Source organism: Oryzifoliimicrobium ureilyticum (assembly GCF_037199735.1).
In the GTDB taxonomy this organism is placed as follows: domain Bacteria; phylum Pseudomonadota; class Alphaproteobacteria; order Rhizobiales; family Rhizobiaceae; genus Rhizobium; species Rhizobium ureilyticus.
Genome location: NZ_JBBBVQ010000004.1, coordinates 225,912 through 239,944, shown reverse-complemented (window position 1 = coordinate 239,944; position 14,033 = coordinate 225,912). Strand labels below are relative to the sequence as shown.

The window sequence follows — 14,033 nt, the reverse complement described above, 5'->3', positions numbered from 1 at the left end:
TCCTAGCTCACTGGCTTTTCGGCAGGTAGTTGACGAGATTCTTTCTGGTGACCAGTTCGAAAGGCACGTTGTTCTCGCGCGGCACCTTCTCCGATTTGATCATCTTGAGCGCCGCATCGACGGCGACAGCGCCCTGCCCTCTGCCGTTCTGGCGGATCGTGACGGCAAGATCTCCTGCCTGCATGGCAGTCAGCGCATCACCGATCGCATCAATGCCGGCCACCAACACCTTTGAGGTGGAAACGCCGTTACGCTTCATGGCGCGGATGGCACCGAGCGCCATATCGTCGTTGTTGGCAATGACCGCATCGAATTTGACGCCTGCGGAAATCCACTCCTGAACCTGCTGATCCGCAAGATCGCGCGACCAGAAGGCGGCCTGCCGTTCGACGATCTGCACACCGCTGCATTCCGGCGTGGCAAGCACTCTATCGACGTCTTCGGTGCGAGCCCGAGCCGCGGCGTGGAAGGGCTCGCCGATCAGCACGACGACCTTGCCTTTGCCCTTCAGCATGCTGCAGATCTCTTTTGTCTGAAGCGTGCCGGATTCCAGTTCGTCAGAGGCCGAAACGGCCTGATTGTCCGGAAGATCTGCGAGATTGGAAGGAACGTTGTTGACATAGACCAGCGGTATGTTGGCGTCCGACGCCATTTTGCTGATCTGCGGACCAAGGTCGCCGTCGGAAATTCCAACGATGATCGCATCGACTTTGTCAGCGATCATCTGTTTGATCTGCTGCATCTGGACATCGTTTTTGCCGCCCGCGGTCTGAACAACCAGCTTCACGCCTGGCGTTGCTTGGGCCTTGGCGACGACGCCTTCCTGCAGGGTCGTTCTGAAATTATCAAGGTCAGACATGGAAAGGCCGATCGTCTGAGCCTGGACATCAAACGCCATCAGAACCGGCCAAAGCGTTGCAAGAAAGAACTTTTTCATAATACCCCCGGAAGAAGTGTTGAGGCATTTATGAAACAATTGGCTAAATATAAAATTAATTGCAGTAGTAAGCGTTGTTAACGGTACTTTTGAATGCTCGGCAAAGCTTTACTGCTGCTCTTTCATCTTTGATGGGGCGCTCACTTCATTTACCGGCTGATCGAAGCGAAGTAGATTCGGATCGACGAGATGGATAAAAGCGACCATAACCAGCGCTGGACGCGCCTGTGCCCTATGGCGCACTCTGCAGGTCAAGAGCAAACATTCTACGATATGCACCAGGGCTGGTTTTCAGCCTTTTGCGAAAATGATGCCGCATCGTCGCAAGCGTGCCGAAACCGCTTGCCGCCGCAATATCATCCAGGCTGAAAATCTGTCCTTTTTCCAGAAGTTCCTGTGCATATCTTAGTCGCTCGCGGATCAACCATTCGCCAACCGTGGTTCCGGTAGCCGCTTCGAAGCGGCGCTGAAAGTTGCGCAGGCTCATACCAGCCCGATCCGCAAGCGCTGCAAGCGGCATGTCACTGGCCAGCTCGCTGCGCATCCAATCGATCAACGGTCCGATCTTTGCGCCCGTGCGCTCCTTTGCGACCGGCGCGCGCACGAACTGCGCCTGGCCACCCTCGCGGTGCGCCGGCAAGACAAGACGGCGCGCCACGCTGTTGGCCGCTTCCGCACCAAAATCCTTGCGCACGATATGCAGGCACAAATCGATGCCCGCTGCGCTTCCGGCCGCCGTCAGCAGGTCGCCCTCGTCGACATACAGAACATCTGTTTCAAGCTTGATGTGAGGATAGGCTGCGGCCAGACGATCGAGATAGCGCCAGTGCGTGGTAGCGCGCCGGCCGTCAAGAAGGCCGGTTGCCGCCAGCACCGCTACGCCCGAGCATAAAGACGCGAGCGGCGCGCCACGTAGCCTCGCCTCAAGCAGAGCTTGGCTAAGCGCCTCTGGAACGGGCGCATCGATCGCCTTCCACCCAGGAACGACAATGAGGTCGGCGGTTTCCAGAAGGTCAAGGCCGCCTTGAACCGATACCGTCAAACCGCCGCCCGCCATGAGCGGACCGGGTTCAACGGCAGCAACGGAAAAGCGATACCAGTCATCGCCCATTTCCGGACGCGGAAGACCGAACACCTCATAGGCAATGCCAAACTCGAAGGTGCACAGGCCGTTATAGGCCAGCGCGACGACATGCGGCGATCTTCTCAGCTTATTCATGTTTGGCATGATCTTTACGCATATAGGCAAAAGCGCCAATTCCGCATTCAGCTAACATCTGCAAGGATCCACGGCAAGACGTCAAACCCCGAACGAAAGGAAGAACCAATCATGCCAAGCACCGTCAGCCAAACGCCCGCAGCACCGTCCGAACAGGCCGCGCGGCATTTCGCGGCAAAGCTGACTTTCGAAACTGATTGCTGGGACGTTCACGAGGCCTTTGCCACCGGCAATGTCGACTTCGTCCTCCTTGATGTACGCTCGCCGTCACTCTATCAAAAGTCGCATGTCCCCGGGGCGGTTAACCTGCCGCATGGGAAGATGACGGCGCACCGCATGGCGCAATGGCCCGCACAAACGCTCTTCGTCCTCTATTGCGCCGGACCGCATTGCAACGGGGCGGACAAAGCAGCCTTCAGGCTCGCGAAACTTGATCTTCCAGTAAAACTGATGATTGGCGGGATAACAGGCTGGGCCGATGAAGGATTTTTTCTTGAGGAGGGCGAACCGATCAACGCTCTTTAGGCCCACTCATCTTTGCAAGATAAGGTGGCTCTTCAGAAAAAACTTTATCGAAAACGGCCCAATATCTTTGACGCGTCTAGATTTATCAGAAAGATGCAATACATAGACGCTGTTGGCAGCGCATTCGACGGTCGGTTTGACGCAGATCGGGACAGCTGAATTGGAGCCTGCCGAGCCTGACGCTGGCAATTCCGATCGACTTACAGAGAACGCGCTTGAAGAGTTTAACCACCGGGTCCCTTGCGACGCACGAATCCGAGCACGACAACTACAAAGAGCAATCTCTTCGTGGCTATCTTCGCGATGGTACAAGTGCCAACCATCAGCGGGTGGACGAGCAATTTGCTCGGTTCAACCTCAACGATCGACATGATTACATCTCGTTTTTGAGCGCGCATGCGCGCGCTTTACTTCCCATCGAGGCGGCGCTTGACCAGCAAGGTGCTCATCGGATCATCCCAGAGTGGAGCGCCCGCAGGCGTAGCGACATGCTGTGCGCAGATTTGAACCGGCTCAATGCTGAAATACCGCCGTCGCTTGCGGCCCCCCAGTTAAAGAGCGATGCCCAGATCTGGGGCGCAGCCTATGTTCTAGAGGGTTCAAAGCTCGGAGGCGCATTCCTCGCCAAGGGCGTCCCAGACAACTTCCCAACCTCATTCCTGACGCCGAACATGGCGAAAGGCTCAATGAAGCTTTTCATGGACAGCCTGGATAGAGCGGATGTCGATCATCCGGTCGAGGCATTGGGCGCGGCGGCCGCCGTGTTCGGTCTCTTCCTGCAGGCGGCACGTTTGGAACGGGAGCGCCTCGTTTCGTGAGCGTTAGCAGCCATCAAGTCGACCTCACCAATTGCGATCGCGAGCCCATCCATAAGCTCGGGGCAATTCAGCCGTTTGGCTTTCTCATCGCATTGTCGTCCGACTGGTTGATCGCTGCAGCTTCAATCAACACAGAGCAGTTCATTGGTGTTGCTCACCAGGATCTCCTCAGTCAGCCACTGGGTAATTTCTTCGGCAGCAAGACCATTCATCTGCTGAGAAACAGGCTGGCAGCCATACGTGGTCCGGACATCGTGGAACGGCTGCTCGGCATTCCTTTGAAAGAGGATGACGATAGCCGCTTTGACGTTGCCTTACACATTAGCAACGACCAGATCATCATCGAGGCCGAGCCGTCTCAGCATGAAGATGCAGGCAGTTCTCCTCTTTCGACCCGCAGCTTGATGAGCCGCCTCGATCAAGCGCAGACTATGGAAGCCTTTTACCGCGAAGGTGCGCGTCAGGCCCGGGCGCTGACCGGCTTTGACCGCGTCATGGTCTATAAATTCGATGCAACCGGATCTGGCGAGGTTGTCGCCGAGGCGACGCGGCCCGGCATCGGATCGTTTCTCGGCCTGCATTATCCCGCCTCGGATATTCCAGTACAGGCACGCACGCTTTATCTGCGCAATCTCTTCCGTATCATCGCCGATGTGAGCGCAGAACCCGTTGCGGTCAGCCCAACACTCGCGCCTGATGGAAGCGAGCTTGATTTGTCCATGTCAATATTGCGTTCGGTTTCCCCGATCCATATCGAATATCTGAAAAACATGGGCGTTGGAGCGTCCCTGTCTATCTCGATCGTGGTCGATGGCAAATTATGGGGCTTGTTTGCCTGCCATCATTACAGCGCGCGCCTACCCTCTTTCGAACGCCGCTCGACGTCAGAACTTTTCGGTCAGATGTTTGCATCTCGCCTCGAAAGTCGCGAAAGACGTATGGCGCTCGAATTCGAAACGCGGGCAAGAGGCGTCGCAGACCGCCTGCTGACATCAATTGCGGACAATGCCAGCCTGCTCGACGACCCGGCCTGGCTTGTCGAGGCGCTGGAAACGGTCATTCCGGCGGATGGGATTGGCGTGTGGATTAGCGGGAAGGCCGCCCTGACGGGCATTTCCCCTTCCGTGACCCAATTCACCGAACTCGTGAAGATCCTCAACCGCAATGCGGCCGGTCGGGTTTTTTCGACGGATCGGATCAAGGAAATCTGGCCGGAGGCCGCCGCGGACAACAATGCGACGGCAGGCTTGATCGCAATCCCGATCTCCCGCATGCCGCGCGATTACGTGGTCTTGTTCCGACAGGAGCTTGTTCGGACGGTACGTTGGGGTGGCGATCCGCATAAACCGGTTGAGTATGGCCCGAACGGGCCTCGCCTGACGCCCCGCAAGAGCTTCGAGGCGTGGTCGGAACTGGTTCGCGGTCGCTCGCTGCCCTTTAGTCCTGCAGAACTGCGCGTCGCCGAGACCATTCGCGTCACGCTGATTGAAGTGGTTTTGCGGCTGGCTGACGAGACAAGCGCCGTGCGCGTTCAAGCCAACGAACGCCAAGAACTGCTGATCGCCGAATTGAACCACCGCGTCCGCAATATTTTGAGCTTGATCAGCGGCCTGATCCGCCAAACGCGCGGCGGCTACGATAACGTCCCCGATTTCGTGCAGCAGCTTGAAGGCCGCGTGCAGGCGCTGGCACGCGCGCATGACCAGATCACGAGGGACCATTGGTCGCCGGCTCCCTTGCGCTCCCTTTTGCAGGCTGAAGCAGCCGCCTATCTTGGAAAGAACGCTGCCCGCATCATTATCCGCGGGCAACAAGTTCTTCTTACCCCTCAGGCCTTTTCGACGGCAGCCCTCGTCTTCCACGAGCTTGTTACGAACAGCGCGAAATATGGCAGCCTGTGCGACAGCGGCACCGTGGAAGTGTCTTGGCTGAAAAATGACGACGGCGACCTGTCAATCGCATGGCGCGAAAGCGGTGGCCCGCCCGTATCAAAACCAAAGCGACAAGGCTTCGGAAGCACGATCATTCGCCACTCCATCCCCTACGACCTTGGCGGCAAGAGCACAGTTCGCTACAGGCCCGAAGGTTTCGAAGCGGACTTCATCATCCCTGGTCGCTTCGTAACTTTGGAAGAAGGCGAGGCTGTCGAGACGCCTCTCTTGAACGAGAGGGAAATATTGGAGAGCCGCCGCGAGGCTGTCGCCAAGCGACTGGAGGGACGTTCCGTTCTTCTGGTCGAGGACAACCTCATCATCGCCATGGACTGCGAGGATATCCTGCGCGGTCTCGGTGCTGCCCAACTCGCCATGGCGCCGAACATCGCCCAAGCGATGGAGGCGATGCGGGATACGCACTTCGACCTCGCGATTCTCGACGTTAATCTCGGAGAAGAAAACAGCCTGCCGATCGCCCATCGCCTGGCAGCCATGCAGGTCCCGTTCATTTTCGCGACCGGCTACGGAGAGGCCATGATACGGACCGAAGGTTTTGAGGACATGCCCGTTCTGCAGAAGCCTTACACGTCCGACGCCATCGTGTCGGCGCTTGATCTTCTCGCCAGCACCCACACTGACTGAATCGACTTTGGTAGCGTCAATCGGCTCACGGCTGGATCGCAAGGCCGCCGAGGAAAAGCTGTTCCAGGAACCGCGCCGCATCCTCAAAACGACCTTGCCCCGACTGCTGCTCGCCCAGCACAGCGCGGACCTGAACGTCGAAATCCGCATAATGCTGCGTGGTCGACCAGATCGAAAAGATCAGATGATAAGGGTCGCACCGTGCGATCTTCCCATCCTTTGCCCAGGTTCTGATTACGGCGGCCTTTTCATCCACCAAAGATTTGAGTGGCCCCTTTAGTTCATCGATGACATTGGGTGCGCCTTGCAAGATCTCATTGGCGAAGAGCCTGCTCTCGCGTGGGAAGTCGCGCGCCATTTCCAGCTTGCGCCGGATATAGCTGCGGATTTCGCTTTCCGGATTGCCCTTTGCATCGAAAGCGCGCAGTGGCTCCAGCCATGTGTCGAGCACTCTGGCAATCAGCGCGCCGTGAATGGCTTCCTTCGTTCGGAAATAGTAGAGCAGATTGGGCTTCGACATGCCGGCAACCTCGGCAATCTGGTCGATCGTTGAGCCACGAAACCCATGGCTGGAGAACACCTCGAGGGCGGCTTCCAGGATCTGCTCTTCCTTCTCTTCTTGAATACGAGTGCGGCGCTGTGTCCTGGAGGCTCTCGCAGTGGCCATTCTACGGCAAATCCCTACAAATTATGTGGCTGAGCGGCATGAAACGGCCGCGTCGAAACTGCACGAACTGGGGACGATGAAGCATAACTGCGAAGAGCAAGAAATTTCATGATTTTTCGTCTTGAGCCCGGCGATGGAAGTTGTAATGTTTACCAACCGGTCAAATTATCCGACAGAAGCCAAGCAAGTGCAACTGCGGAAATTCTGAAGATCAGCGGCGCAAGCGCATATTGCCCGCAGATTTGCAATGAACACTCTGAGCAGGGATGCGGCAACTAGCATTCGTGCGAAGAGGACTGGAAAGAACAAGCCGCAAAAACGCGGCAGGGAACCAAAAAGGGCCGGCGCCGTCGGCCCGAAGCAATGGCGAGGATTGACGAATGGTGGCAGCACCAGGCGAGAACATGCGTATCGACGCAGATCGTCTCTGGGACTCTCTCATGGACATGGCCAAGATCGGCCCTGGGATTGCTGGCGGGAACAATCGCCAGACGCTGACGGATGCAGATGCCGAAGGTCGCCGCTTGTTTCAGAGCTGGTGCGAAGCAGCCGGTTTGACCATGGGTGTCGACAAGATGGGCACCATGTTCATGACCCGGCCAGGCACGGATCCCGAGGCCCTGCCCGTCTATGTCGGTAGCCATCTCGATACCCAGCCAACCGGCGGCAAATATGATGGCGTCCTAGGAGTGCTTGCCGCACTCGAAGTCGTGCGCAGCATGAACGACCTCGGCGTAAAAACGAAACATCCTATCGTCGTGACCAACTGGGCCAATGAGGAAGGCGCGCGCTTTGCGCCGGCGATGCTGGCATCGGGCGTCTTTGCCGGTATCCACACGCTCGAACACGCCTATTCTCGCAAGGACCCTGACGGGAAAAGCTATGGAGAAGAGCTGAAGCGGATCGGCTGGCTCGGCGATGAAGACGTCGGCCAGCGCAAGATGCACGCTTATTTCGAATATCACATCGAGCAAGGCCCAATCCTGGAGGCTGAAAACCGGCAGATCGGCGTCGTAACGCACTGTCAGGGCCTTTATTGGCTGGAATTTACCCTCACCGGCCGCGAAGCGCATACCGGCTCGACGCCGATGGCCATGCGCGTCAATGCCGGGCTTGCCATGAGCCGGATCATGGAAATGGTGCAGGCCGTTGCCATGGAAAACCAACCGGGCGCCGTCGGCGGCGTCGGGCAGGTTTTCTTCTCGCCGAATTCCCGGAATGTGCTGCCCGGCAAGGTCGTCTTTACAGTCGATATCCGCACACCCGATAAAGCAAAGCTTGAGCGGATGCGGGAGAAGATCCAGGGCGAAGCGTCCAAAGTATGCGAGCAGCTTGGTGTCGGCTGCGATGTGGAACAAGTCGGTCACTTCGATCCCGTCACTTTCGATCCGGTTCTGGTCGGGCGTGTACGAGAAGCTGCCGAAAAGCTTGGCCTTTCCCACATGGATATTATTTCCGGTGCCGGCCATGACGCTTGCTGGGCAGCCAAAGTGGCCCCGGCCACGATGATCATGTGCCCCTGTGTCGGCGGCCTTTCGCATAACGAGGCGGAGGAGATCTCCAAGGAATGGGCCGCAGCAGGCGCAGATGTTCTACTGCACGCCGTCATGGAAACGGCGCAGATCGTCGAATAGCAAGACCTGAGCCTGGCCGTCATGCCGGGCTTTTTGATCCGACCTTCCGGTCCAGCGCCCGGCTACCCGTCATATGACTTGCGCGGATGCCGTCAGAATAAACAAAACAGGGAATAGCAGCCATGAGCACAGTGATTAAAGGTGGAACCGTTGTTACGGCCGATCTCACCTACACGGCGGATGTCAAGATCGATGGCGGGAAGATTGTCGAGATCGGCCCCAACCTGTCTGGCGAAACCGTCCTCGACGCATCCGGTTGCTATGTCATGCCGGGTGGCATCGATCCGCATACCCACCTCGAAATGCCGTTCATGGGCACTTATTCTTCAGACGATTTCGAAAGCGGCACCCGCGCTGCACTTTCCGGCGGCACAACGATGGTTGTGGATTTTGCCCTACCCGCCCCAGGTCAATCGCTTCTGGAAGCGCTGACCATGTGGGACAACAAATCGACGCGCGCCACGTGCGACTATTCCTTCCATATGGCGATCACCTGGTGGAGCGAGCAGGTCTTCAACGAAATCAAGACTGTTGTCGACAAGGGGATCAATACTTTCAAGCACTTCATGGCCTATAAAGGCGCGCTGATGGTCAATGACGACGAGATGTTTGCCTCGTTCCAGCGTTGCGCCGAGCTGGGCGCACTGCCCCTCGTCCATGCGGAAAACGGCGATGTGGTTGCCTCCATGTCGGCCAAGCTTCTCGCCGAAGGCAATAACGGTCCGGAAGCGCACGCCTATTCGCGCCCTCCCGAAGTCGAAGGCGAAGCGACGAACCGCGCCATTATGATTGCCGACATGGCCGCCTGCCCCGTCTATATCGTCCATACGTCCTGCGAACAGGCTCATGAAGCCATTCGCCGCGCCCGCGCCAAGGGCATGCGCGTTTATGGCGAACCTTTGATCCAGCATCTGACGCTCGACGAAAGCGAATATTTCGACAAGGACTGGGACCACGCCGCCCGCCGCGTCATGTCACCGCCCTTCCGCAACAAGCAGCATCAAGATAGTCTCTGGGCGGGCCTCCAGTCAGGCTCCCTGTCTTGTGTCGCGACCGATCACTGTGCGTTCACCACCGAGCAGAAACGCTTTGGCGTCAACGATTTCACCAAAATCCCGAATGGAACGGGTGGCCTCGAAGATCGCATGCCGATGCTTTGGACAGCTGGCGTCAACACTGGGCGGTTGACGATGAACGAGTTCGTCGCCGTGACCTCCACGAATATCGCCAAAATCCTGAATATCTATCCGCGCAAAGGTGCCGTGCTCGTTGGCGCCGATGCCGACCTCGTCGTTTGGGATCCGAACCGCGAAAAGACCATAGCCGCAAAGCGTCAGCAGTCGGCAATCGACTACAACGTCTTTGAAGGCAAGCACGTCAAAGGCCTGCCACGCTACACGCTGACGCGCGGCGTCGTCGCCGTTGAGGAAGACGAGATAAAGACCCGCGAGGGCCACGGCAAATTCATCGAACGCCCACCGGTAACACCTGTCGGCAAAGCCTTGTCGACTTGGAAAGAGCTCGTCGCACCACGCAAGATCGAGCGCTCGGGCATTCCGGCAAGCGGCGTATGATGACCAGCAACGCCCGTTTTCTCGGCAACGAGAATTTTTCAGGCGCCAGGGCAATTGGCAAGCTTTCGCAAGAGCCTGCCCTGGGGTCCCATGTGAGACAGCGATTAGATGCCCGAAAGTTCAGGGACCAGCGCTTCCAACTCGGGCAAAAGAACGACGCTCTCCTGCTCGTGCGGATCAGTTCTCGCTATCACAGCCGAGCAGGGTTCGGTCGAAAGATTGGCGGGCAGGTGCGGCATGCCGGCTGGAATATAGAACATGTCGCCGGCTCTGACGATGACATGATGCTCCAGCCGCGGCCCGTACCAAGTGTGCGCTTCGCCAGGCGGGATTGTCAAAAGGTGCATGCAAACGCCTGTCGCCCCGACGGTTTCGGACGAAATTCCCTCCAAATAATCAAACCCTTGCTTGCCGCTGTATTGCCCTGCCGGCCTAATCACTCGGCATGTCGGATTTTCGGTCGCATCCATGGCTGCTCCTCCTCTTTTGGAAGAGGAAATCCCATCCCATGCGGAATGGCAAGACGGCCTCGTGCCGGACGTTTCTTTTTCAATGAGCCTCAAAAATGACAGTAACAGCACCAGCCGTCGTTTCCGCCCGTAATCTCTGTCTGACCTACAAGACCAATGACGGACCGGTGCATGCCCTGTCCAACGTCGATCTCGATATCGAAAGGGGCGAGTTCGTCTCCTTCATCGGCCCATCAGGATGCGGGAAGACGACTTTCCTGCGGGTGATCGCCGATTTGGAGACGAAGACTTCTGGTGAAATCACTGTTAACGGCATGAGCCCGCAAGAGGCCCGCAGCGCCCGGGCCTATGGCTATGTCTTTCAATCGGCCGCCCTTTATCCCTGGCGGACCATCGAGAAGAACGTCGCCTTGCCGCTCGAGATCATGGGCTATCCGGCTGCAGAGCGGCAAAAGCGGATTGCCGATGCGCTGGCGCTCGTCAACCTTTCCGGTTTCGAGCAGAAGTTTCCCTGGCAACTGTCGGGCGGGATGCAGCAGCGAGCGTCGATCGCCCGTGCGCTTGCCTTCGATGCCGACCTGCTTTTGATGGACGAACCATTCGGAGCGCTGGACGAAATCGTTCGCGACCATCTGAACGGCGAACTGCTCAAACTCTGGTCGGCAACCGGCAAGACCATCTGTTTCGTAACGCACTCCATCCCCGAGGCTGTCTACCTGTCGACCAAGATCGTTGTCATGTCTCCTCGCCCGGGCCGCGTGACCGACATTATCACCTCGACACTGCCGCGCGAGCGCCCTCTCGACATTCGTGAGACACCCGAATTTCTCGAAATCGCCCACCGCGTTCGCGAGGGCTTGCGAGCGGGGCATAGCTATGATGGCTGACCTAGCGACCAAACGTACCCCTCCCCAACCCCTCCCCACAGGTGGGAGGGGCTTACCATGTGGCACCGCTCCTATGCCTCTGGTCAGGTTGAGACAAAGATCAGAACCAGCAAATCCCCGTCACGTAATGTTGTTTAGCCCTAGAAGGGCTTGCTCGGCTTCTGAAATCGCTAGAAATCCGTCCGATTGTTTCTTTCAACAATTGGCCCCTGGAGCACTGGCTTCAAAGACGGCGCAGAAGGTGCGACATCGTAAGCCCCTCCCCCTTGTGGGGAGGGGTTGGGGAGGGGTCTAATGCCCCACACAAACATCAGCCCTGTCGTCCGAGATCAAGCAAGGCGTCTCAGGCGTGACCTCACCAAAGCCGAAGCAGCGATGTGGAATATGTTGCGCGATATTCGTCCCTTTGGTGCGCGCTTCCGCCGTGAAACACCTGTTGGTCCTTATATCGCAGACTTCGCTTGGTTGTCTGCACGCCTTATTGTTGAGGTCGATGGGTACAGCCATCTCACCGTTGAAGGCCGCGCTCACGATGCGAAGCGAGATGATTTCTTGAAGAGCCAGGGCTTCACTGTACTGAGATTCAGTAACGAGCAAGTCCTCGAGGGACCCGATTATGTTTTCGTCTCAATTCAGCAGAGCGCGGCTGCGTTCTTGAAACAGGATGCCGCATCATGACCTTGCCCCAAAAGATCGGTCCCGTGCTTACTGTTGTCGTTGGCATCGTTGTCATCTGGTATGTCGGCGCGGTCTTCATGAATGCGCCCTTCCAGCGTGACGCAGATCAGCGCGCCGGGCGACAGTCGACGACGATTGAGTTCATCGAAGCCACCTTGGCGCAGCCAAAGCCAATTTTGCCTGCACCCCATCAAGTGGCACAAAATGTGTTTGAGAACACCTTTTTGCGCAAGCTCTCCAGCAATCGCAGCCTCGTCTATCATGCCTGGGTAACGCTGTCCTCGACGCTCGCGGGCTTTGCTTTCGGCACGCTGGCCGGTATCCTGATTGCCATCGGCATTGTCCACGTCAGAACGCTGGACCGCAGCCTGATGCCCTGGATCATCGCCTCCCAGACTGTGCCAATCCTCGCAGTCGCGCCGATGGTGATCGTCGTCCTGGGTGCCGTCAATATCACCGGGTTGATCCCGAAGGCACTGATATCAACGTATCTTTCCTTCTTCCCGGTGGTCGTCGGAATGGTAAAAGGCCTGCGCTCGCCCGAACTCATGCATCTCGATCTCATGCGCACCTACCATGCGACGCGCGCCCAAACCTTCTGGAAGCTTCGCTTTCCCGCATCGGTTCCATTTCTCTTCACCTCGATGAAGGTCGCGGTTGCGGCAAGCCTCGTCGGCGCGATCGTCGGCGAATTGCCGACAGGCGCGGTTGCCGGCATCGGCTCAAAATTGCTGGCCGGCTCATATTACAGCCAGACCATCGACATCTGGGCAGCGCTCGTTGCCGGCTCGGTCCTTGCTGCGCTCCTGGTTGCCATTGTCGGGCTTGCCGGCCATCTCGTCGATCGCGCCATGGGACGCAGACCATCATGAAGCGCTCCGTCCTATTATCCTGGCAGGCGCTGCTCGCGGCCGTCCTCTGTCTTCCCGCACTATCGGGCGTTTCTGTCATGCTAGCGGAAGCGCCAGCGCAACCGGCCTTTGCCGAGATTTCCGCCATCCTCGTTCTTCTGCTCGGCGCGGTGATCTTGTCCATGTCGCGCTTCTCTCGCATCGTGCGCGTGACAGCGCTCTTTGCAGGTGCTCATGGCGCGGCGTGGTTCCTGATCGGCCTGCTGGGTACGAATTTCGGTCAGGCCGCCGCCCCCTATTTCTGCCTTGTGGCCGCCGCGTGGCTATTGGCATGGCGCGCCGTCAGCGAGTTGTCGGATATTGAGCCGCAGGACCGGCGGACGGCTCTCGCGCTACGCCTCCTCATCCCGGCGATTTTCGGTGCTTGGGTCTTGGTCCTGTGGGAAGCCGTGACGCGTGGCGCAGGCATTCCTTTCGTGCTCCTGCCGCCGCCAAGCGCGATCGGGGCACGGATCGCCACATCCTTGCCGATCCTGTTCGACGATGTGCGTCAGACGATCTTTAAAGCCGTGCTGATCGGTTATGCGATCGGCTGCGCGGCCGGCTTTGCGACAGCGATTATCGCGGACAAGGTGTCGTTTCTCCGACGCGGCCTTCTGCCGGTCGGGAATTTCGTTTCCGCCCTGCCGATCATCGGCGTCGCACCGATCATGGTGATGTGGTTCGGCTTTGATTGGCCGTCCAAGGCAGCTGTCGTCATTATCATGACGTTTTTTCCCATGCTGGTGAACACCGTCGAAGGACTGACCGCATCAGGCCATATGGAACGAGATCTGATGCGGACCTATGCAGCCTCTTACTGGCAGACTTTGTTTAAGTTGCGCCTGCCGGCCGCCATGCCTTTTGTGTTCAATGCGCTGAAAATCAACTCAACATTGGCTCTGATCGGTGCGATCGTCGCCGAATTCTTCGGAACACCGATTGTCGGTATGGGCTTTCGCATCTCAACGGAAATCGGCCGCATGAGCCTTGATATGGTCTGGTCGGAAATTGCCGTTGCAGCGTTGGCCGGCTCAGTCTTTTATGGGATCGTCGCTCTCATCGAGCGAGCGGTGACATTCTGGCATCCGTCTATGCGCGGGGCTAGATAAAAACGAAAAGCGTTAAGCAAAAAGACGCTTTGCAAGCGGTCCTTTC

13 protein-coding genes are annotated in these 14,033 nt (G+C 57.8%); 9 read left to right on the top strand and 4 right to left on the bottom strand.

Translation table 11 applies throughout. The features are described 5' to 3' along the window. Positions 1–7: 7 nt before the first annotated feature. Positions 8–937 carry a substrate-binding domain-containing protein gene (locus tag VQ830_RS08405; protein ID WP_337267629.1) on the bottom strand — a complete coding sequence of 310 codons (930 nt, stop codon included), beginning with the start codon at positions 935–937 and terminating at the stop codon, positions 8–10. 232 nt (positions 938–1,169) lie between these two features. Beyond that, positions 1,170–2,165, bottom strand: a complete 996-nt coding sequence (ftrA, locus tag VQ830_RS08400) for a transcriptional regulator FtrA (protein WP_438617496.1) — start codon at positions 2,163–2,165, stop codon at positions 1,170–1,172. 102 nt (positions 2,166–2,267) lie between these two features. Here ftrA and VQ830_RS08395 point away from each other — a divergent pair, with 102 nt between their 5' ends. The 3 genes from VQ830_RS08395 (at position 2,268) to VQ830_RS08385 (ending at position 6,075) form a co-directional block, all read left to right on the top strand. Then, positions 2,268–2,681, top strand: a complete 414-nt coding sequence (locus VQ830_RS08395) for a rhodanese-like domain-containing protein (RefSeq protein ID WP_337267628.1) — start codon at positions 2,268–2,270, stop codon at positions 2,679–2,681. Positions 2,682–2,896: 215 nt separating this feature from the next. After that, positions 2,897–3,499 (top strand): biliverdin-producing heme oxygenase, encoded by a 603-nt coding sequence (locus VQ830_RS08390; protein ID WP_337267627.1) that lies wholly within the window; start codon positions 2,897–2,899, stop codon positions 3,497–3,499. Further along, on the top strand, positions 3,496–6,075 hold the full coding sequence (locus tag VQ830_RS08385; protein WP_337267626.1) for an HWE histidine kinase domain-containing protein: 2,580 nt from the start codon (positions 3,496–3,498) through the stop codon (positions 6,073–6,075). Before VQ830_RS08390 ends, VQ830_RS08385 begins: the two co-directional genes overlap by 4 nt. Before the next feature lie 25 nt (positions 6,076–6,100). Here the strand turns inward: VQ830_RS08385 and VQ830_RS08380 are convergent, their stop codons facing one another. Next, complete coding sequence (locus tag VQ830_RS08380) at positions 6,101–6,742, bottom strand: TetR family transcriptional regulator C-terminal domain-containing protein (RefSeq protein WP_337267625.1); 642 nt, start codon at positions 6,740–6,742, stop codon at positions 6,101–6,103. A gap of 380 nt (positions 6,743–7,122) precedes the next feature. Here VQ830_RS08380 and VQ830_RS08375 point away from each other — a divergent pair, with 380 nt between their 5' ends. Together VQ830_RS08375 and hydA are read left to right on the top strand one after the other, a co-directional pair. Continuing rightward, on the top strand, positions 7,123–8,376 hold the full coding sequence (locus tag VQ830_RS08375; RefSeq protein WP_337267624.1) for a Zn-dependent hydrolase: 1,254 nt from the start codon (positions 7,123–7,125) through the stop codon (positions 8,374–8,376). Positions 8,377–8,498: 122 nt separating this feature from the next. Beyond that, positions 8,499–9,950: a dihydropyrimidinase gene (gene hydA, locus VQ830_RS08370; protein WP_337267623.1), complete on the top strand. Its 1,452-nt coding sequence runs from the start codon at positions 8,499–8,501 to the stop codon at positions 9,948–9,950. Positions 9,951–10,054: 104 nt separating this feature from the next. On the opposite strand, the gene VQ830_RS08365 is transcribed toward hydA, so the two are convergent. Beyond that, the gene (locus tag VQ830_RS08365) at positions 10,055–10,420 is read right to left on the bottom strand and encodes a cupin domain-containing protein (protein WP_337267622.1); all 366 of its coding nucleotides are present in this window, start codon (positions 10,418–10,420) and stop codon (positions 10,055–10,057) included. A gap of 95 nt (positions 10,421–10,515) precedes the next feature. On the opposite strand from VQ830_RS08365, the gene VQ830_RS08360 reads away from it, so the two are divergent. From VQ830_RS08360 to VQ830_RS08345, 4 genes are all read left to right on the top strand, one after another. Beyond that, complete coding sequence (locus tag VQ830_RS08360; protein WP_337267621.1) at positions 10,516–11,307, top strand: ABC transporter ATP-binding protein; 792 nt, start codon at positions 10,516–10,518, stop codon at positions 11,305–11,307. Positions 11,308–11,601: 294 nt separating this feature from the next. Further along, on the top strand, positions 11,602–11,985 hold the full coding sequence (locus VQ830_RS08355) for an endonuclease domain-containing protein (protein WP_337267620.1): 384 nt from the start codon (positions 11,602–11,604) through the stop codon (positions 11,983–11,985). Further along, the gene (locus VQ830_RS08350) at positions 11,982–12,857 is read left to right on the top strand and encodes an ABC transporter permease (RefSeq protein WP_337267619.1); all 876 of its coding nucleotides are present in this window, start codon (positions 11,982–11,984) and stop codon (positions 12,855–12,857) included. The genes VQ830_RS08355 and VQ830_RS08350 overlap by 4 nt, the downstream gene beginning before the upstream one ends. Next, positions 12,854–13,987: an ABC transporter permease gene (locus tag VQ830_RS08345; protein WP_337267618.1), complete on the top strand. Its 1,134-nt coding sequence runs from the start codon at positions 12,854–12,856 to the stop codon at positions 13,985–13,987. The genes VQ830_RS08350 and VQ830_RS08345 overlap by 4 nt, the downstream gene beginning before the upstream one ends. Positions 13,988–14,033 lie beyond the last annotated feature (46 nt).